Genomic DNA, 17,734 nt, shown 5'->3' with positions numbered 1-17,734 from the left:
TCTGCCCCTGAACGATCCACCGTCCCCCCAGAGAAGTTGCTGTTAGCCCATGCGTATCGAACCCCGTGAGTTGCCCGCCGTCCTGCCCTTTCTTGGCGATCTGCCGCCACTGCTGACCCGCCTCTACGCCGCCCGTGGCGTGCAGTCGGTGGAGGAGCTGGACAAGAGCCTGGCGCGGCTGATCCCGTATCAGCAGCTCAAGGGCATCGATGCCGCGGTGGACCTGCTGGTGACCGCCCTGGACCAGCGCCAGCGCATCCTCATCGTCGGCGACTTCGACGCCGACGGCGCCACCGCCAGCACCGTGGGCCTGTTGGGCCTGCGCCTGCTGGGCGCGGCCCATGTCGATTACCTGGTACCCAACCGCTTTGAATACGGCTACGGCCTGACCCCCGAAATCGTTGCCGTGGCCCTGCAGCGCGAACCGCAGCTGCTGATCACCGTGGACAACGGCATCTCCAGTGTCGAGGGCGTGGCGGCGGCCAAGGCAGCAGGCTTGCAAGTGCTGGTCACCGACCACCACTTGCCCGGCCATGAACTGCCCGCGGCGGACGCCATCGTCAACCCCAACCAGCCGGGCTGCGAGTTTCCGAGCAAGGCCCTGGCCGGGGTCGGGGTGATCTTCTACGTGCTGATGGCCCTGCGCGCCCGTTTGCGCAGCCTGGGGCGCTATGAAACCCGGCCACAGCCGAACATCGGCGAGCTGCTGGACCTGGTGGCCCTGGGCAGCGTGGCGGACGTGGTGCCCCTGGACGCCAACAACCGCATCCTGGTGCACCAGGGCCTGGAGCGGATTCGCGCCGGTCGCGCGCGGCCGGGGCTCAAGGCGATTCTCGAAGTGGCCAAGCGTGATCATTCGCGCATCACCTCCACCGACCTGGGCTTTATCCTCGGCCCGCGGCTCAACGCCGCCGGGCGCCTGGACGACATGAGCCTGGGTATCGAGTGCCTGCTCAGCGACGACGTTTCCGCCGCTCGGGCCATGGCCGCCCAGCTGGACGAACTGAACCAGGACCGCAAATCCATCGAGCAGGGCATGCAGCGCGAAGCGTTGGCCCAGCTCAAGGAACTGCCGGTGGAGTCGATGCCGTTTGGCCTGTGCCTGTTCGACGCCGACTGGCACCAGGGGGTGATCGGGATTCTCGCCTCGCGCCTGAAAGAGCGTTACCACCGGCCGACCATCGCCTTTGCCGATGCCGGCGACGGCATGCTCAAGGGTTCGGCGCGTTCGGTGCCGGGCTTTCATATCCGCGACGCCCTGGACGCCGTGGCCGCGCGCCATCCGCAACTGATCAGCAAGTTCGGCGGCCACGCCATGGCCGCCGGCCTGTCGTTGCCGGAGCAGAACTTCCCGGCCTTCGCCGAAGCCTTCGACGTAGAAGTGCGGCGCCAGTTGCGCGAAGAAGACCTCACCGGGCGCCTATTGTCGGACGGCACCCTGGCCGTGGAAGAGTTCCACCTGGAACTGGCCCGGGCCCTGCGCCACGCCGGCCCCTGGGGCCAGCATTTCCCCGAGCCGATGTTCCATGGCGTGTTCGAACTGGTGGAGCAGCGCATCGTTGGCGAACGCCACCTGAAAGTGGTGCTGCGCAGCGAATGCGGCTCGCTGAAGCTGGACGGCATTGCCTTCGGCATCGACCGCGAAGTCTGGCCCAACCCGACCATCCGCTGGGTGGAGCTGGCCTACAAACTCGACCTCAACGAGTTCCGTGGCCAGGAAACCGTGCAGTTGATGATCGCCCACATCGAACCGCGCTGACCTGCGAAAGGGCGCCGGGCCTTGCCTTGTGCGTCCTCACCACCTTCCCCCGCCTCTGCTGGCAACCCCTGTAGCCGCTGCCGAGCCTGTGGCGAGGCTGCGAAAAGGCCTGCAGGGCCTTGCCGGCAATCTTGCGCCGACCTCTGAGGGCCTTTGAAGCCCCACGTCTGCTACGCAGCCGATCGCAGCCTGCGGCAGCGGCTACAAGGGGAGCAGCGCCTTTTTTGCCCGGGCACGCATCAGGAACCCTGCCGGCGACAGTGTTGTCGACTAGTCTCTAAGCACTGTCTGATTGGCCTTGTGACCTTTTGTCATTCTTCTACCCGCGGGGGCGGGCGCTTCACTTCGCAGTCACTCGTCGACCGTTCAAACAGAACCCTGGAGCCTGACCATTGACCGAGAGGTGCCCCATGAGTCTGCTGCTTGAACCCTATACCCTGCGTCAACTGACCCTTCTCAACCGCATCGCCGTGTCGCCCATGTGCCAGTACTCGTCGGTGGACGGGTTGGCCAACGACTGGCACCTGGTGCACCTGGGCAGCCGCGCCGTCGGCGGCGCCGGGTTGATCTTCACCGAGGCCACGGCGGTTACCGCCGAAGGCCGGATCACCGCCCAGGACCTGGGCCTGTGGAACGACGCGCAGATCGAACCCTTGCAGCGCATCACCCGTTTCATCACCGCCCAGGGCGCGGTGGCGGGTATCCAGCTGGCCCATGCCGGGCGCAAGGCCAGTACTCATCGACCCTGGCTGGGCAAGTCCGGCAGCGTCAAGCCCGAGGACGGTGGCTGGGTGCCGGTGGGGCCATCGCGGATTGCCTTCGATCCGCAGCACACGCCGCCCACCCAACTGGACGAGGGGCAGATCGGCGAGATCATCCAGGCCTTCGTTGAGGCGGCCAAACGCGCGCTGGAGGCCGGTTTCAAAGTGGTGGAAGTGCATGCCGCCCATGGCTACCTGTTGCATCAGTTCCTCTCGCCCCTGAGCAACCAGCGCCAGGATCAATACGGCGGTTCGTTCGAAAACCGCATTCGCCTGGTGTTGCAGGTGACCGAAGCGGTACGCGCGGTGTGGCCCGAGGAGCTGCCGCTGTTCGTGCGGGTGTCGGCCACCGATTGGGTGGAAGACGGCTGGAACCCGGACGAGACCGTGGAGCTGGCGCGGCGCCTCAAGGACCTGGGGGTGGATTTGATCGATGTGTCGTCCGGAGGCACCGCGGCCAATGCCGAGATTCCCACCGGGCCGGGCTACCAGACGCGCTTTGCCGAGCGAGTGCGCAAGGAGTCGGGGATTGCCACCGGGACCGTGGGGATGATCACCGAACCGGCCCAGGCGGAGCATATTTTGCGTACCTGTCAGGCGGACATCATCTTCCTGGCCCGGGAGCTGCTGAGGGACCCTTACTGGCCGCTGCATGCCGATGACGACCTGGGCGGGCGCAAGGCGATCTGGCCGGCGCAGTACCAGCGGGCGACCCACAGGGACCAGCCGATTCATGAGTCGGATTTGCGCGATTAGGCTTTTGCCGATGTAAAAAAAACGGCCCGTGCGGGCCGTTTTTTGTGCCTGGCTTCAGGCTGCCTTCGCTGGCAAGCCAGCTCCTACGGGAGCGGTGCGGTCTGTAGGAGCCGGCTTGCCGGCGAAGAGGCCCGTAGGGCGGGCCGGGGCTGGCAGCGGGTCACGGGTATTTGCGTTTGTCCGGCGCCGGCGGGAAGTACTGGTACAGCCAGGTCTCGCTCAGGGTTCGGTCGTTGGTGCGGATGAACAGCCGCAGCTCCACCGGTTCGACGCTGTCGTTGGTGGGGAACCAGTCGAAGGTGATGCGGTAGCCCTTGATCTCGTCCAGCACCAGCACGTTGAAGTCCTTGACCTCGCCGTTAGACGCGGTGACCACCGGCTCGATGCCAGTGCCCGCTGGCAGGCGGTCGAGGCCGCCGCCGGTGAAGTCCACGGCAAAGCGCCGCGCCCAGACTTCCGGGTAATGCTCGCCCGGGGCCCAGCCTTCGACGAAACCGCCCATGCCGGAGCGGGTGGCGTGTACTCGCGCCAGGGGCGTGCCCACGGGCGGCAGGGCGCTCCAGTAGAGTTTGTAGCCGTAGTTCAGCGAGTCCCCGGCGGCCACCGGTTTTTTCGGGGTCCAGAAGGCCACGATGTTGTCCAGGGTTTCGCCGGTGGTGGGGATTTCCAGCAGGTCGATGCTGCCTTCGCCCCAGGCAGTGGTGGGCTCGACCCACAGGCTCGGGCGGCGGCTGTACCAGTCCACGGTGTCCTGGTAGCTGGCGAACTCGTGGTCGGTCTGCACCAGGCCGAAGCCTTTCGGGTCCTTGTCGGCGAAAGCGTTGAATTGCAGGTTCGCCGGGTTGTTCAGCGGGCGGCAGATCCACTCGCCATTGCCGCGCCACATGGCCAGGCGGTCGGAGTCGTGGATCTGCGGGTGGATGGTGTCGCACATGCGCCGTTCATGGGTGCCGCAGCTGAACATGCTGGTCATGGGTGCAATGCCCAGTTGTTCGATGGCGGTGCGGGCATTGATGTGGGCGTCGACGTCCATCACCACGCGTTCGGCCTGGCAGTCGATGTCGAAACGGTAGGCACCGGTGGCGCTCGGCGAGTCCAGCAGGGCGTAGACCACGAAGCGGGTGCTGTCCTTGTCCGGGGTCTCGAACCAGAACTGGGTGAAGTCGGGGAATTCCTCGCGGCGCTTGGCGTAGGTGTCGATGGCCAGGCCACGGGCCGAGAGGCCGTACTGGCCGGTGGCGTCCACTGCGCGGAAGTAGCTGGCACCAAGGAAGGACACCACGTCGTGCTTGTCCAGTTCCGGGGCCTTGAACAGCTTGAACCCGGCAAAGCCCAGGTCGCCCTTGAGCTGGGCGGTGTCGACGCTGGTGTTCTGGTAGTTGAACAGTGGCGGGCGGAAGTGCACCTCCCGCGCCTGGCGGGTCTTGGGGTCGACACTGTGCATGCGCACCGGCTGCTTGAAGCCCATGCCGACGTGGAAGAACTGCACGTCCAACTGCCCGTTCAACTCGTTCCACAGCGAGTGCTTGCTGTCGTACTGGATGGCGTTGAAGTTCTGCGGGGTCATCTTCGCCAGGGTGGGCGGCAACACCTGCTTGGTGTCCACGTACTGGCTGGCGGCAAGTTGCTTGGCCTGGGCCTTGAGCTGGTCGAAATCGAACGCCTGGGCCTGGCCATCAGCGGCGCCGGCCCAGGCGCGGGCGGCCAGCAGGCCGCTGGCCGAGAGGCCGGTATAGGCCGCCAGGGCCATGGAGGCTTTGAGGAGATTCCTGCGGTGCATGGTTGAACCTTGATCAGAGAAAGATCCCAAGCCGTTCCTGGCTGCGTGGGGGGATCGCGAGGGGTGGTTCGGTCATGCCATCGGCCAAACGCAACGGACTATAAACAGACGCCGGATAGAATAAACGGTTCGCCAGGGGCAGAAAAATGATTAGCTTGTGTCCATTGGTAACCGCCCGATCCCCTTCAGGAACTGCTCCCATGCTGCACCCGCGCTTGCTCGGCGAAGACGATATTCCCTTGCTCAAATGGATCGACCGCGCCGAGGTCATCGATGAGTTCTACCGCCTGTGCAATGGGCAATTGAGCTGCTACGCCCAGCATGAAGTGGTGCAGGGCTGGCCGGAGGGCGAGGCCGAGCATGATGCGCTGATCTTGCAGCAGTGTTACCGGCGTGGCGGTTGGCTGTACGGGGTGTTCGACGGCCCGGCGCTGGTGGCCGCGGTGGTGGTGGATTGCCTGCCGATCGCCTGTGCCGGGCTGGATCTGCGGCAATTGAAGTTCCTCCATGTGAGCCAGGCCTATCGCGGCCTTGGCCTGGGCCGGCAGTTGTTTGCGCTGGCCCGGGAGCAGGCCCTGGTCCTGGGGGGGCAGGGCTTGTATGTGTCGGCCACGCCGTCGCGGCATACGGTGGATTTCTACAGGAGCCTGGGCTGCGAACTGCTGGCCGCGCCCGACCCGGAACTGCTGCGCATCGAGCCCGAGGACATCCACCTGTACCTGCGCCTGGCCTAGGCCGCCAGGCGCTTGCGCCAGCTTGGCCAGGCCGCGATGGTCACGGCCCGCAGCAGCCACTCGCAGGGGCCGTACTGGTGGCTGCGCAACCACAGGGTGCTGAGCTGCATCTGCAGCAGGTAGATGGCAACCACCAGCAGCACAATCCACAGCGGCGGCAAGTGGTTGACCAGCCCCAGCCCGTAGCCGGTGAACAGCAGCCCCAGAATCAGCGATTGCAGCAGGTAGTTGCTCAGGGACATGCGCCCCAGTGGCGCCAGCCGTCGGCACAGGCGTTGGCCCGGGGCCGAGCCGAAGGCCTTGAGCAGCAGCATGGCGTAGCTGGCCGAGAGCAGTGGTGCGGTCAGTTGGCTGATGCCGTAGCCGAGCACTTCCAGGCCGCCGCCGGGCGCATAGGCCGCCCAGTAGCCGTAGAGCAGGGCGCCACCCAGGCCCAGCGGCAGGCTGATCCTCAGCAGCCGTGCCAGGTGCGGTTCGAAGGCGTAGGGCGCCACCAGCAGCTTGTTGCGCCCCGCCACATAGCCCAGCAGGAACATTGCCAGGGTGCAGGGGCCCTGCAGCAGCCACAGCGCGGAGGCGGTTTCCAGCAGGTGCGAGGCGTTGTAGGCCAGGGTTTGCAGGGCGCTGCCGCTCAGGGCCAGGTCCTTGAGTACCGGCCCGCCATCGGCGGCGCCGGTGTAGAGGCCGGCCTCCAGCAGGGTGATGCCGAACAGCAGGAACAGCGCCGCCGTGCCGCTGATCAACAGTGCGGCCAGGGCCGCCGCCCAGCGGACCGACAAGCCGCGCAGCATCAGCAGGACCAGCCCCAGCACGGCGTACAGCGAGAGAATTTCGCCATAGAACAGCAGGGCGCCGTGGATCAGGCCGATCACCAGCAAGGCCAGTTGCCGGCGCAACATGCGCGGCACGAAGCGCTCCCCCGAGCGTTCGGCGGAGGTCATCTGCAAGGTGAAGCTATAGCCGAACAGGAACGAGAACAGCAGGTAGAACTTGGTCTCGAAGAACACCGACACCAGCCAGCGAACCAGGTGGTCAAGGCTACTGGCGTAGCCCGGGTTGCTCACCGACGAGGCGTAGTACGGATCGGCGAAGGACCAGATATTCACCGCCAGGATGCCCAGCAGGGCGAAACCGCGCAGGGCGTCCACCTGCTCCAGGCGCGCTGCTTGCGTCGCTCCGGAGGCCGTCATCTGCGGGGTACCGGCAACAGCGGTGGTGAAAGCGGGGTACAGCGCATGGAACGGACCTCCGGGGTTGATCGAGCCAGAGGCTCAATTAACCCGATCAGGCCGGGGCGCAGCTATGGGGATTTTGTTAAAAAGCGTCAAGATGCGGGCTCAGCTTCCCGCCTGGGCGGGCGCTGAAGGTTCCAGGCACTGGGCGCCGCTGGCCGGCATCTCATTCTTTTTGCTCCACCAGGTCAGCGGCCAGAGGCTATGCAGGTCACCGCGCTTGAGTGCTTCCTGGTGACAGGCCAGGGCCCTGGGTCTGTCGGTGACGCCCCACTGGCCATCGGCATAGCCACTGCCCAGGTAGTAGAAGGCGCTGCCTGAATCCAGTTCCCTGGCGGTGCGCAGCACCAGCTCTTCGGACTTGCGCGGCTGCTGGCATTGGGTGATCGAGCCATCGCCGACTGGGTCGCAGTAGTACATGGACAGCATCAGCGCCGCCTCGGCATCGGTCTTGGCGTAGGGCAGCAGCAGTTCTTCCGGCTCCCCCGGCTTGAGCGCCGGGGCCATGCCCGAGTAGCCGAGGCTGACCGCCTGCACCGCGGCCTTGGGTGAGCCGTGGCGGGCGGCATCGAGCAGGATGCGTTGCCCGAGCTCGAAGAAGTACGCGGTCAGCGGGTACTGCTCGCGTCCGCCGTAGCCCAGGAACAGGTCAGCCTTGCGCATCTGTCGCTGCAGGGCGCTTTCGCCTGCGGGGGCGTTGTGTGTGAGCAATTCGTCCATGGACCATTGCTCGACGCGCACCAGTTGCCAGCAGGCACCCTGTTCAAAGACGAAGGCTTGCACCACATCGCCCAGGGGATCGTTGACCACCAGGGTATTGCCCTCCCAGAAGCTCTGCAGGCCAGCTTCGGCCTGGGCCTTGGGGGCGAGCCGGGTCAGCAGGTGGTGGGTGTCGCCCGTGAGCTTGTAGCGCGCGGTGACTTCCCGGCCGCGCTCGTCAGTGATCGGCCGTTGCTCGACCAGTGGCACGGCAGTGAATGCCTGCTGCAGTTCCGGGCTGCTGGCAAAGGCCTGGGCAAAGACCTTCAGGTCGCTGGACGGGCAGGCAGGTGCGGCGGCGGCCTGGGCGGCGGCACCGAGCATCAGGCTCAGGGCGATCAGGTGCAAACAGCGACGGGGGGTGGGCATCGGCAGGGTCATCCGGGGGCGATACAGAACAGGCATGTGGGCAAGCAGGCTCATTGGCTTTGCGGGTCGCAATACAGCACCGAGCTGCCGGGAGTATGGCGGTCTTCGGTGAGCAGCGGGCGTTCCCGGCCATCACCGAAGAAGGCGGTTCCCAGACGCTGGCGCACGCTGTCGACACTGTCCTTGAGATACAGGGCGTGGACCGAGAACGGCCCGCGATAGGGAATCATCACCGCGCTGACTGCCAGGCCGTGGTACTGGTCGTCGACGCAATAGCGGGCGGCTTCGTCCAGCTCGCAGGGCTGCAGTTGGCGTTCGCTGAAGTACGCGCCCCGGGGCTGGTGGTCGCTGGCGTCCAGATAGACGTTTTCCATGGAGCAGTCGGCAAGCCCGGCGAACTGCTGCTCCAGGCTCATGGCCAGGCAGGGGCGGCCAATGATCAGCAGCACAAGCGCCAGCCAGAAGCGCGCAATTGGGGTGTTTCTACTGGGCATGCAACTGCTCCCCGGGCAGGCACAGCCGGCACAGACCCTGCGCCAGCCAGATCGCCAGCAATGGCGGCACGGTCATCAGGAAGCAATAGACGTAGCCGCGTATCGGATGGTCGGGAAACATTGCCCAGGCGGTGAACAGCGCCAGGGTGCCGATCAGGACCAGCTTGACCTTGAGCTGGGGCACCAGGACCTGCAGGAAGCTGACGACGATCAGCAGTTGCAGCAGCAGTTCCACCATCATCCCCAGACCGAAGCCCTTGGCGAGAGCGCCGAAGTGGCTGCGGTACACCGGTATGCCCCAGACATGGGCGTAATAGAACAGCAGCGGTGGCAGGCAATGGGGCGCCAGGCCGGTGAGGATTCGCGTCACCTGATAACGGCTGGCAGCGTCCAGGCTCATGGGCGGCACTCGCAGGCGGTGGCGGGGTTGTCACGGGGCATGGGCGCATCCTTGCTGCCGGAAGGTATGGGGTGAGTCCGGGCAGTGGCGCCGGTGCTTTTCAGGAGGCGGATAGTGCCGTAACTCGGGGCGCCAATCCAGTGGGGCGACGTCGGTGTTCCAGGCCGGGCAAAGCAACATTCAGAAGCACTATCGCCGCATCGACCCGGGCACTTCTCTCTAGGCTTACAGCCTTATGTGTCGACATGACACCTATTTTCCGGAGGCAGCAGATGAACACCCGTGGATTGCTTGATCAATTACTCAGGTCCGGCCAGGAAATGCTGCAGAACAAGGCAGGCGCAGCGCCGGCGGAGCACGGCAAGGGCTCGCAGGGCGGCCTCGGCGGCTTGCTCGGTGGCCAGTCCGGCGGCCTCGGTGGGCTGCTTTCCGGTGCCGGTGGCGGTGCCTTGGCAGCCGGGGCCATGGGCCTGCTGCTGGGCAACAAGAAGGCCCGCAAGTACGGCGGCAAGGCCTTGACCTACGGCGGTCTCGCGGCCCTCGGCGTGCTGGCCTACAAAGCCTACGGCAACTGGCAGGCGCAGCAGGGCGCCGCCCCGCGCAGCGAACCCCAGACCCTGGACCGCCTGCCGGCGCAGCAGGTGGAATTGCACAGCCAGGCGATCCTCAAGGCGCTGGTGGCGGCGGCCAAGGCCGACGGCCATGTGGACGAGCGCGAGCGGGCGCTGATCGAGGGCGAGTTCCGCAAGCTGGACAACGACCCGCAATTGCAGCAGTGGCTGCACAGTGAACTGAACAAGCCCCTGGACCCGGCGGATGTCGCCCGGGCCGCGAGCACGCCGGAAATGGCCGCGGAAATGTACCTGGCCAGCGTGATGCTGGTGGATGAAGAGCACTTCATGGAAAAAGCCTACCTGGACGAGCTGGCGCGCCAGTTGCAACTGGCGCCGGGGCTCAAGGCCGAACTGGAGAACCAGGTGCGCCAGAACAATCTCTGAAGCGGCGCTGGGAGTGCCGTTCGCCACGGATGGCGGTTCTGCCGGGTGGATTTGCCGAATTGCCTTGGCTGGGGTGATAAAACCGCCGCTGAGCCGCCATCCAGAGCGGGTGCACAAATTTATCGAAAGTGCCAACCGTGGTGCTAAACCACCCATAAAACCTGCATCGTCCTCGGCTATACTCCCCACATTTTTGAATGGCCTCGAGGACTGACTGTGAAGAACTGGACGTTGCGCCAACGCATTTTGGCGAGCTTTGCGGTGATTATCGCCATCATGCTGTTGATGGTCGTCGTCTCGTACTCGCGGCTGTTGAAGATCGAATCCGGTGAAGAGCGCATGCGCAATGACGCGGTGCCCGGGGTCTATTTCAGTTCGATGATCCGCAGCGCCTGGGTCGACACCTACCTGCAGACCCAGGAAATCATCGGCCTCAAGCAGAATCAGGACATCAGCGCCGAGGACAAGGCGGACTTCAAGGCCTTCGAAGAACGCCTGCAGACCCAGATGACCAATTACAAGCAGACCATCAACAGCCGCGAGGACCAGAGCGAGTTCGATGCCTTCGAGAAGGACCACCAGGAGTTCAACCGCATCCAGGCCGCCGTGCTCGATCTGCACCAGCGTCGCCAGGAAGCCGAGGCAATCCGCCTGTTCAATGAGCAACTGACCCCGGCCTGGACCGCCGGGCGGATGAAACTCAACGACATCATCAGCGAAAACAAGGCCGTGGCCGATTCCGCCACCGCCGCCATCGACGATGCAGTGGCCGCGGCCAAGGTCAGCATGGGCGTGTCGTTGCTGCTGGCGGTGCTGGCTGCCGGGCTCTGCGGCCTGCTGCTGATGCGCGCAATCATGGCGCCGATGAACCGCATCGTGAGCATTCTGGAAATCATGCGCACCGGTGACCTGAGCGGCCGCCTGAACCTGGACCGCAAGGACGAGTTCGGCGCCGTGGAAACCGGCTTCAACGACATGATGACCGAGCTCACCGCCCTGGTGTCCCAGGCCCAGCGCTCCTCGGTGCAGGTCACCACCTCGGTGACCGAGATCGCCGCCACCTCCAAGCAGCAACAGGCCACCGCCACCGAGACGGCCGCCACCACCACGGAAATCGGCGCCACCTCGCGGGAGATCGCCGCGACCTCCCGGGACCTGGTGCGCACCATGACCGAAGTGTCCAGCGCCGCCGACCAGGCCTCGGTGCTTGCCGGCTCCGGCCAGCAGGGCCTGGCGCGCATGGAAGACACCATGCACTCGGTGATGGGCGCGGCAGACCTGGTGAACGCCAAGCTGGCGATCCTCAACGAGAAGGCCGGCAACATCAACCAGGTGGTGGTGACCATCGTCAAGGTCGCCGACCAGACCAACCTGCTGTCGCTCAACGCCGCCATCGAGGCCGAGAAGGCCGGCGAGTACGGCCGTGGTTTTGCCGTGGTCGCCACTGAAGTGCGGCGCCTGGCGGATCAGACCGCAGTGGCCACCTATGACATCGAGCAGATGGTCCGTGAGATCCAGTCGGCGGTGTCGGCGGGGGTCATGGGCATGGACAAGTTTTCCGAGGAGGTGCGCCGCGGCATGGCCGAGGTGCAGCAGGTGGGTGAACAGCTGTCGCAGATCATCCATCAGGTCCAGGCCTTGGCTCCGCGGGTGTTGATGGTCAATGAGGGCATGCAGGCCCAGGCCACGGGTGCCGAGCAGATCAACCATGCCCTGGTGCAACTGGGGGATGCCAGCAGCCAGACCGTCGAGTCCCTGCGCCAGGCCAGCTTTGCCATTGACGAGCTGAGCCAGGTGGCGGTGGGGCTGCGCAGCGGCGTTTCGCGTTTCAAAGTCTGATGGATGAGCTCGCGCACAAGCGCAACGGCGCAACTGGCGCCAGGAATGCTCTGTTCCTGGTGTTCCGCATCGGCCAGGAGCGCTATGCGCTGCAGGCCGTGGATGTGGTGGAGGTGTTGCCGCGCCTGCAGCTCAAGCCCATTGCCCAGGCGCCGTCCTGGGTGGCCGGGGTGTTTGCCTATCGCGGCGTGGTGGTGCCAGTCATCGACCTGTGCGAGCTGACCTTCGGCCGCCCGGCGCAGTTGCGCACCAGTACCCGGCTGGTGCTGGTGCACTACCGTGGCGATGCCGGGCAGCCGGCGCGGATTCTCGGGTTGTTGCTGGAGCAGGCCAACGACACCCTGCGCTGCGACCCGGCGCAGTTCCAGCCCTATGGCCTGGACAACCGCCAGGCGCCATACCTGGGGCCGGTGCGCGAAGACGCCCAGGGCCTGCTGCAATGGGTGCGGGTCGACGACCTGCTGCCCCTCAAGGTGCGTGAGCTGCTGTTTCCCGCCGTGCCCCTGGATCCGGCATCGCTTGAGGAGCCTCGATGAGCGAGGAGCAACGATTTTTCGATTTCCTCAAGGAACGTATCGGCCTGGATGTCGCCTCCGTGGGGCCGGCGATCATCGAGCGCGCGGTACGCCAGCGCTGCAATGCCCTGTATGCCCGCAGCAGCGATGAGTACTGGCAGAAACTGCAAGGCTCGCGGGATGAGCAGCAGGCCCTGATCGAAGCGGTGATCGTTCCTGAAACCTGGTTTTTCCGCTATCCGGAATCCTTCGCTACCCTGGTCAAGCTGGCCAAGGCGCGGCTGGCGCAGATCAAGGGCATGCGGGCCCTGCGCCTGTTGAGCCTGCCGTGCTCCACCGGCGAGGAGCCCTATTCCATCGCCATGGCCCTGCTCGATGGCGGCCTGGCGCCGCATCAGTTCAAGGTCGACGGCCTGGACGTCAGCCCGTTGTCGGTGGAGCGGGCCAAGGCTGCGCTGTACGGCAAGAATTCCTTTCGTGGCCAGCCCATCGAGTTTCGCGAGCGGCATTTCAACCCTGAAGAAGGCGAGCGTTATCGCCTGAGCGAGCGGGTTCGTGAGCAGGTGCGGTTGCAGGTGGGCAATGTCCTGGATCCGGGCTTGCTGGCCAGTGAGCCGGCCTTCGATTTCGTGTTCTGCCGCAACCTGCTGATCTATTTTGACCAGCCGACCCAGCGCCAGGTGTTCGAGGTGCTCAAGCGCCTGACCCATGAAGAGGGCGTGCTGTTCATCGGCCCCGCCGAAGGCAGCCTCCTGGGCCGCCTGGGCATGCGCTCCATCGGCATCCCGCAGTCCTTCGCCTTCAGCCGCCACCATGAGCCCGAGCCGGCTCCGGTGGTGCTGCCGCAACCCTTGCCGCTGCCGGTTCCCGTGCGCAGCGTGGTGCCCCCGGCGCCGCGCCCACGGCCGTTCGCCAGGCGCCCGGTAGCGGCGCCGTTGAGCGACGGCGCGCTGATGGAAAGCGATGCCGCCAGCCTGCTGGCCACCATTGCCGCCCTGGCCAACGAGGGCAAGAGCGCCGAGGCCCGTGCCGCCTGCGAGCGTTATTTGCAGCAGCACGAGCCGGTGGCCCAGGTGTTCTACTGGCTGGGCCTGCTCAGCGATGTGGCCGGCAACGCCATGGAAGCCCAGGGTTACTACCGCAAGGCCCTGTACCTGGCGCCCCAGCACCCCGAAGCCCTGGCGCACCTGGGCGCGCTGCTGGCTTCCCAGGGTGATGTGGCCGGGGCCCAACGATTGCAGGAGCGCGCGGCCCGCAGCGTTCGCTCTGCCGACAGTGAGTTGAAACGATGAGCCATCCCTATTCATTGGACGTCACCCGTGAAGATGCGCAGGCCATCGATGATTGCTGGAACCGCATCGGTATCCATGGCGACAAGTCCTGCCCGTTGCTGGCCGAGCACATTCATTGCCGCAACTGCTCGGTGTATTCGGCCGCCGCCACCCGCCTGCTGGACCGCTATTCGTTGCGCCAGGAGGACCGCGAGCATTCGGTGGTGCTGGAGGCCGACAGCGATGTGGTCACTCGCTCGCTGCTGATGTTCCGCCTCGGCGAAGAGTGGCTGGGCCTGCCGACCCGCTGCCTGCTGGAAGTGGCACCGCAGCAGGCGATTCATTCCTTGCCGCACCAGCGCTCGCGCGCCCTGCTGGGGGTGGCCAATGTCCGCGGGGCGCTGGTGGCCTGCCTGTCGCTGACCGAGCTTCTGGGGCTGGATCCTTCCCCGGCCGCGCCGGCAGGAGGACGGGTGATGCCGCGCATGCTGATCATCGGCGCCGCCGGAGGCCCGGTGGTGGTGCCGGTGGACGAAGTGCACGGCATCCACGCCATCGACGAGCGCATCCTCAACGGCGCCTCGGCCTCCGGCGAGCAGGCCAATGCCAAGTACACCCGTGGCGTGTTGCAATGGCAGGGGCGCAGCCTGCGCCTGCTGGACGAAGAGCAATTGCTCGCGGCCGTGACCCGGAGCCTGACATGACCCCCGATCAGATGCGCGACGCCTCGCTGCTGGAGCTGTTCAGCCTGGAAGCCGAAGCCCAGACCCAGGTGCTCAGCACCGGGCTGCTGGCCCTGGAGCGCAACCCGACCCAGGCCGACCAGCTGGAAGCCTGCATGCGCGCAGCCCATTCCCTCAAGGGCGCGGCGCGGATTGTCGGGGTCGATGCCGGGGTCAGCGTTGCCCACGTAATGGAAGACTGCCTGGTGAGCGCCCAGGAAGGGCGGCTGTACCTGCAGCCCGAGCATATCGATGCCCTGCTGCAGGGCACCGACCTGCTGATGCGCATCGCCACCCCGGGCGGTGCGGAGCTGGTCGCCGCGGACATCCCGTTGTACGTGGCCCTGATGGAGCGCCTGTTGACCCCAGGGGCCGCGATGCCGGCGGCGCAAATGCCGGAACCGCCAGTACCGGAGCTGCCAATCGCACAACCGCAAGCCCCGGTGCAAGCCCATGGAGCGTTCCTGGGCGAGCCCGAGGCCGAGGCCGAGCCCGAGCCCGTGCTGCTGGCTGCCAGCGAACCCGCCCATGAGCCCGCTCGCCCGGGCAAGCGCATGACCGAAGGCGGCGAGCGGGTGCTGCGGGTCACGGCCGAACGTCTCAACAGCCTGCTGGACCTGTCGAGCAAATCCCTGGTGGAAACCCAGCGGCTCAAGCCCTACCTGGCCACCTTGCAGCGCCTGCGGCGGATCCAGAGCAACAGCCTGACCGCCCTGGAAAACCTCAACCTGCACCTCAAGGAACATGCCTTGAGCCTGGAGGCTCAGGAGGCCCTGGCGGATGCGCGGCGCCTGCTGGCCGAATCCCAGCAGTTGCTGGCGGAGAAAACCGCCGAGCTCGACGAATTCGGCTGGCAGGCCAGCCAGCGCGCCCAGGTGCTCTACGACACCGCGCTGGCCTGCCGCATGCGGCCCTTTGCCGACGTACTCACCGGCCAGGTGCGCATGGTTCGCGACCTGGGTCGCAGCCTGGGCAAGCAGGTACGCCTGGAGATCGAGGGGGAGAAGACCCAGGTCGACCGCGATGTGCTGGAGAAACTCGAAGCGCCGCTGACCCATTTGCTGCGCAACGCTGTCGATCACGGCATCGAACTGCCGGAGCAGCGCCTGCTGGCGGGCAAGCCGGCGGAAGGGGTGATTCGCCTGCGGGCATCCCACCAGGCCGGTCTGCTGGTGCTGGAACTCAGTGACGACGGCAATGGGGTCGATCTGGAGCGTTTGCGCCAGAGTATTGTCGAGCGCCAGTTGTCGCCGGCGCAGACCGCGGCCCAGCTCAGTGAGGAAGAGTTGCTGACCTTCCTGTTCCTGCCGGGCTTCAGCCTGCGGGACAAGGTCACCGAGGTCTCCGGTCGCGGCGTCGGCCTGGATGCGGTGCAGCACATGGTGCGTCAGCTGCGCGGGGCGGTGGTGCTGGAACAGGACACTGGCCAGGGCAGCCGTTTCCACCTGGAGGTGCCGCTGACCCTGTCGGTGGTACGCAGCCTGGTGGTGGAGGTCGGCGACGAGGCCTACGCCTTCCCGCTGGCCCATATCGAACGCATGTGCGACCTGGAGCCCGAGGCCATCGTCCAGGTGGAAGGGCGCCAGCATTTCTGGCACGAAGGCCGGCATGTCGGCCTGGTCGCCGCCAGCCAGTTGCTGCAGCGGCCGGCAACCCAGGAAAGCGCGCCAACTCTGAAAGTGGTGGTGATCCGCGAGCGCGATGCGGTGTACGGGATCGCCGTGGAGCGTTTCATCGGCGAGCGCACCCTGGTAGTGCTGCCGCTGGACGACCGCCTGGGCAAGATTCAGGACATCTCCGCCGGAGCCCTGCTCGATGACGGCCGGGTGGCGCTGATCGTGGATGTCGAGGACATGCTGCGCTCGGTGGACAAACTGCTCAATACCGGGCGTCTGGAGCGCATTGCGCGCAACCATCAGCAGCACGCACAGGCCGCGCGCAAGCGTATTCTGGTGGTGGACGATTCGCTGACGGTGCGTGAATTGCAACGCAAACTGCTGATCAACCGCGGTTACGACGTGGCGGTGGCAGTGGATGGCATGGATGGCTGGAATGCCTTGCGTTCGGAAAGCTTCGACCTGTTGATCACCGACATCGACATGCCGCGAATGGATGGAATTGAATTGGTCACACTCTTGCGTCGTGACAATCGCCTGCAGTCCCTGCCGGTGATGGTGGTGTCCTACAAGGACCGTGAGGAAGACCGGCGCCGTGGACTGGATGCCGGTGCCGACTATTATCTAGCCAAAGCCAGTTTCCATGACGACGCCCTGCTGGATGCAGTGGTGGAACTGATTGGAGGAGCGCGGGCATGAAGATAGCGATAGTCAATGACATGCCCATGGCCGTGGAGGCCCTGCGCCGTGCCCTGGCCTTCGACCCCAGCCACGAGGTGGTGTGGGTCGCCACCAATGGTGCGGAAGCGGTGAAGTACTGTGCCGAACTGACCCCGGACCTGATTCTCATGGACCTGATCATGCCGGTGATGGATGGCGTCGAGGCCACGCGGCGGATCATGGCCGAGTCGCCGTGCGCCATCGTGATCGTCACCGTCGATCGCCAGCAGAATGTGCACCGGGTATTCGAAGCCATGGGCCACGGCGCGCTGGATGTGGTGGACACCCCGGCCCTGGGCGCGGGCAATGCCCAGGAAGCGGCGGCGCCACTGTTGCGCAAGATCCTCAATATCGGTTGGCTGATCGGCCAGCGCGGCAGCCGGGTGCGTTCCGCGCCCCAGCCACTGCGCAGCGGTGCGCCACGCCAGAGCCTGGTGGCCATTGGCTCCTCCGCGGGTGGGCCGGCGGCTCTGGAAGTGTTGCTCAAGGGCTTGCCAAAGGACTTTGCCGCCGCCATCGTGCTGGTCCAGCACGTTGATCAGGTGTTTGCCGCAGGCATGGCCGAATGGCTCAGCAGTGCCTCCGGCCTGGAGGTGCGCCTGGCCCGGGAAGGCGAGCCGCCGCAAAGCGGCAAGGTCCTGCTGGCGGGCACCAACCATCATATCCGTCTATTGAAAAACGGCACCCTGGCCTATACCGCCGAGCCGGTGAACGAGATCTACCGGCCCTCCATCGATGTGTTTTTCGAGAGCGTTGCCAGTTTCTGGAATGGCGATGCGGTGGGGGTGCTGCTGACCGGCATGGGCCGTGACGGCGCCCAGGGCTTGAAGCTGATGCGTGATCAGGGTTATCTGACCATCGCCCAGGACCAGAACAGCAGTGCGGTGTATGGCATGCCCAAGGCGGCCGCTGCCATCGGCGCCGCCTCAGAGATTCGCCCGCTGGACAAGATTGCTCCACGTTTGCTGGAGATATTTGCCAAATGACTGATAAACGCAGCTGTCCTGGC

General features: G+C 65.7%; 15 protein-coding genes. 10 read left to right on the top strand and 5 right to left on the bottom strand.

Going from position 1 to position 17,734, the window contains the following annotated elements:
* Positions 1-49 precede the first annotated feature (49 nt).
* On the top strand, positions 50-1,759 hold the full coding sequence (recJ, locus tag ACUXVH_RS07720) for a single-stranded-DNA-specific exonuclease RecJ (protein ID WP_019093923.1): 1,710 nt from the start codon (positions 50-52) through the stop codon (positions 1,757-1,759).
* 410 nt (positions 1,760-2,169) lie between these two features.
* Positions 2,170-3,276, top strand: coding sequence for an NADH:flavin oxidoreductase/NADH oxidase (locus ACUXVH_RS07715; RefSeq protein WP_065364563.1), 1,107 nt, complete (start codon positions 2,170-2,172; stop codon positions 3,274-3,276).
* Positions 3,277-3,436: 160 nt separating this feature from the next.
* Here the strand turns inward: ACUXVH_RS07715 and ACUXVH_RS07710 are convergent, their stop codons facing one another.
* The gene (locus tag ACUXVH_RS07710; protein WP_015634296.1) at positions 3,437-5,056 is read right to left on the bottom strand and encodes a glucan biosynthesis protein D; all 1,620 of its coding nucleotides are present in this window, start codon (positions 5,054-5,056) and stop codon (positions 3,437-3,439) included.
* 200 nt (positions 5,057-5,256) lie between these two features.
* Here ACUXVH_RS07710 and ACUXVH_RS07705 point away from each other — a divergent pair, with 200 nt between their 5' ends.
* Positions 5,257-5,790, top strand: coding sequence for a GNAT family N-acetyltransferase (locus ACUXVH_RS07705; protein ID WP_065364562.1), 534 nt, complete (start codon positions 5,257-5,259; stop codon positions 5,788-5,790).
* On the opposite strand, the gene ACUXVH_RS07700 is transcribed toward ACUXVH_RS07705, so the two are convergent.
* The 4 genes from ACUXVH_RS07700 to ACUXVH_RS07685 all read right to left on the bottom strand — a co-directional run bounded on the left by ACUXVH_RS07700 (position 5,787) and on the right by ACUXVH_RS07685 (position 9,044).
* Complete coding sequence (locus tag ACUXVH_RS07700; protein ID WP_015634298.1) at positions 5,787-6,980, bottom strand: DUF418 domain-containing protein; 1,194 nt, start codon at positions 6,978-6,980, stop codon at positions 5,787-5,789. The two genes, ACUXVH_RS07705 and ACUXVH_RS07700, sit on opposite strands and share 4 nt — an antisense overlap.
* Positions 6,981-7,127: 147 nt before the next feature.
* Positions 7,128-8,150: a hypothetical protein gene (locus tag ACUXVH_RS07695; RefSeq protein WP_228102379.1), complete on the bottom strand. Its 1,023-nt coding sequence runs from the start codon at positions 8,148-8,150 to the stop codon at positions 7,128-7,130.
* Positions 8,151-8,200: 50 nt separating this feature from the next.
* A complete protein-coding gene (locus ACUXVH_RS07690) occupies positions 8,201-8,644 on the bottom strand; it encodes a hypothetical protein (RefSeq protein WP_015634300.1) in 444 nt (147 codons plus the stop codon).
* The gene (locus ACUXVH_RS07685; protein ID WP_019093917.1) at positions 8,634-9,044 is read right to left on the bottom strand and encodes a hypothetical protein; all 411 of its coding nucleotides are present in this window, start codon (positions 9,042-9,044) and stop codon (positions 8,634-8,636) included. Before ACUXVH_RS07685 ends, ACUXVH_RS07690 begins: the two co-directional genes overlap by 11 nt.
* A 272-nt stretch (positions 9,045-9,316) precedes the next feature.
* Here ACUXVH_RS07685 and ACUXVH_RS07680 point away from each other — a divergent pair, with 272 nt between their 5' ends.
* The 7 genes from ACUXVH_RS07680 to ACUXVH_RS07650 all read left to right on the top strand — a co-directional run bounded on the left by ACUXVH_RS07680 (position 9,317) and on the right by ACUXVH_RS07650 (position 17,711).
* Positions 9,317-10,042 carry a tellurite resistance TerB family protein gene (locus ACUXVH_RS07680; protein WP_011059476.1) on the top strand — a complete coding sequence of 242 codons (726 nt, stop codon included), beginning with the start codon at positions 9,317-9,319 and terminating at the stop codon, positions 10,040-10,042.
* Between the two features lie 216 nt (positions 10,043-10,258).
* Entirely contained in the window at positions 10,259-11,881 is a 1,623-nt protein-coding gene (locus ACUXVH_RS07675; RefSeq protein WP_065364560.1) for a methyl-accepting chemotaxis protein, read from the top strand.
* Complete coding sequence (locus ACUXVH_RS07670) at positions 11,881-12,417, top strand: chemotaxis protein CheW (RefSeq protein WP_011059478.1); 537 nt, start codon at positions 11,881-11,883, stop codon at positions 12,415-12,417. The genes ACUXVH_RS07675 and ACUXVH_RS07670 overlap by 1 nt, the downstream gene beginning before the upstream one ends.
* A complete protein-coding gene (locus tag ACUXVH_RS07665; RefSeq protein WP_041116174.1) occupies positions 12,414-13,688 on the top strand; it encodes a CheR family methyltransferase in 1,275 nt (424 codons plus the stop codon). Before ACUXVH_RS07670 ends, ACUXVH_RS07665 begins: the two co-directional genes overlap by 4 nt.
* On the top strand, positions 13,685-14,371 hold the full coding sequence (locus ACUXVH_RS07660; protein WP_015634305.1) for a chemotaxis protein CheW: 687 nt from the start codon (positions 13,685-13,687) through the stop codon (positions 14,369-14,371). The genes ACUXVH_RS07665 and ACUXVH_RS07660 overlap by 4 nt, the downstream gene beginning before the upstream one ends.
* Positions 14,368-16,704 (top strand): hybrid sensor histidine kinase/response regulator, encoded by a 2,337-nt coding sequence (locus ACUXVH_RS07655; RefSeq protein WP_123397672.1) that lies wholly within the window; start codon positions 14,368-14,370, stop codon positions 16,702-16,704. The genes ACUXVH_RS07660 and ACUXVH_RS07655 overlap by 4 nt, the downstream gene beginning before the upstream one ends.
* Entirely contained in the window at positions 16,701-17,711 is a 1,011-nt protein-coding gene (locus tag ACUXVH_RS07650; protein ID WP_011059482.1) for a chemotaxis response regulator protein-glutamate methylesterase, read from the top strand. Before ACUXVH_RS07655 ends, ACUXVH_RS07650 begins: the two co-directional genes overlap by 4 nt.
* The last annotated feature ends 23 nt before the right edge of the window (positions 17,712-17,734 follow it).

Source organism: Pseudomonas sp. 8(2025) (genome assembly GCF_052665325.1).
Note: the sequence above shows the minus strand (reverse complement) of the source record. Positions and strands in the feature narration are given on the sequence as shown.

Coding starts and splice junctions, on each gene's coding strand:
- recJ (WP_019093923.1), top strand. CDS start 50: ATGCGTATCGAACCCCGTGAGTTGCCCGCCGTCCTGCCCTTTCTTGGC.
- ACUXVH_RS07715 (WP_065364563.1), top strand. CDS start 2,170: ATGAGTCTGCTGCTTGAACCCTATACCCTGCGTCAACTGACCCTTCTC.
- ACUXVH_RS07710 (WP_015634296.1), bottom strand. CDS start 5,056: ATGCACCGCAGGAATCTCCTCAAAGCCTCCATGGCCCTGGCGGCCTAT.
- ACUXVH_RS07705 (WP_065364562.1), top strand. CDS start 5,257: ATGCTGCACCCGCGCTTGCTCGGCGAAGACGATATTCCCTTGCTCAAA.
- ACUXVH_RS07700 (WP_015634298.1), bottom strand. CDS start 6,980: ATGACGGCCTCCGGAGCGACGCAAGCAGCGCGCCTGGAGCAGGTGGAC.
- ACUXVH_RS07695 (WP_228102379.1), bottom strand. CDS start 8,150: ATGCCCACCCCCCGTCGCTGTTTGCACCTGATCGCCCTGAGCCTGATG.
- ACUXVH_RS07690 (WP_015634300.1), bottom strand. CDS start 8,644: ATGCCCAGTAGAAACACCCCAATTGCGCGCTTCTGGCTGGCGCTTGTG.
- ACUXVH_RS07685 (WP_019093917.1), bottom strand. CDS start 9,044: ATGAGCCTGGACGCTGCCAGCCGTTATCAGGTGACGCGAATCCTCACC.
- ACUXVH_RS07680 (WP_011059476.1), top strand. CDS start 9,317: ATGAACACCCGTGGATTGCTTGATCAATTACTCAGGTCCGGCCAGGAA.
- ACUXVH_RS07670 (WP_011059478.1), top strand. CDS start 11,881: ATGGATGAGCTCGCGCACAAGCGCAACGGCGCAACTGGCGCCAGGAAT.
- ACUXVH_RS07665 (WP_041116174.1), top strand. CDS start 12,414: ATGAGCGAGGAGCAACGATTTTTCGATTTCCTCAAGGAACGTATCGGC.
- ACUXVH_RS07660 (WP_015634305.1), top strand. CDS start 13,685: ATGAGCCATCCCTATTCATTGGACGTCACCCGTGAAGATGCGCAGGCC.
- ACUXVH_RS07655 (WP_123397672.1), top strand. CDS start 14,368: ATGACCCCCGATCAGATGCGCGACGCCTCGCTGCTGGAGCTGTTCAGC.
- ACUXVH_RS07650 (WP_011059482.1), top strand. CDS start 16,701: ATGAAGATAGCGATAGTCAATGACATGCCCATGGCCGTGGAGGCCCTG.